Origin of the sequence: Streptococcus sp. CCH5-D3 (assembly GCF_001556435.1) — a bacterium.
Taxonomy (GTDB): Bacteria; Bacillota; Bacilli; order Lactobacillales; family Streptococcaceae; genus Streptococcus.
On the sequence record NZ_LSIW01000044.1, the window covers coordinates 1 to 674 of the forward strand.

Genomic DNA, 674 nt, shown 5'->3' on the forward strand with positions numbered 1-674 from the left:
TTTCGTCTACGGCTTTGAATCTCAAAAACTTAAAGTGGGAAGCAATTGATAAAGGTTCAACGACTTCTTCAAAAGAAAGTGATATGAAATCTTCTAGTCAAAGTGAGGATATTAAGTCAGAAACTGGTTTTCAGGTTCGTGTGCAAATATCGGATTTGGAAATACGCAAAGAACCGAGTGCGAAGTCTCAGTCTTTGGGCAAGATTTCTCAAGGTATTCACACTATTTCGGAAACAACAAGTGCAGAAGGTTACACTTGGGGGAAACTACAGTCTGGTCAAGGATGGATTGCTCTTGATTATACGGAACGAATAGAAGGTGAGAAACAAACTCAATCGGAATCTAGTGGTATGAACATCCAAGAAATTCAAACAGGTAATTTTTCAAGTGTTAAAGGATCTTGGAGAAATGCACAAGGTAATAGTATTACTTTCGATGCCAATGGCTTGACCCAAGTGAATGGTAATCCTGCGGGTGATGTAGTTTTTGATAAATTTGTCGTCCAAGGAGAAAAGCTTACAGCTGTTACAAAAACATCAGAAGGTATTAGTGAGACACCAATTGCATTTACTCCGTCGGGACAAGATGGAAGAGAGTCAATTTTTTGGAGTAAAAATCATGTCAGTGATGGAACGGATATTTATTATCGAGAGTAGAAGACTAGTCATTTTATT

The 674-nt window shown here is 38.0% G+C and carries 1 protein-coding gene; it reads left to right on the forward strand.

Annotated elements, in window-relative coordinates; translation table 11 throughout:
• Window positions 1-656, forward strand: a 656-nt coding sequence (locus AX662_RS02265; RefSeq protein ID WP_231728405.1) for a DUF6287 domain-containing protein, incomplete at its 5' end; no start/stop codon positions are given.
• Window positions 657-674 lie beyond the last annotated feature (18 nt).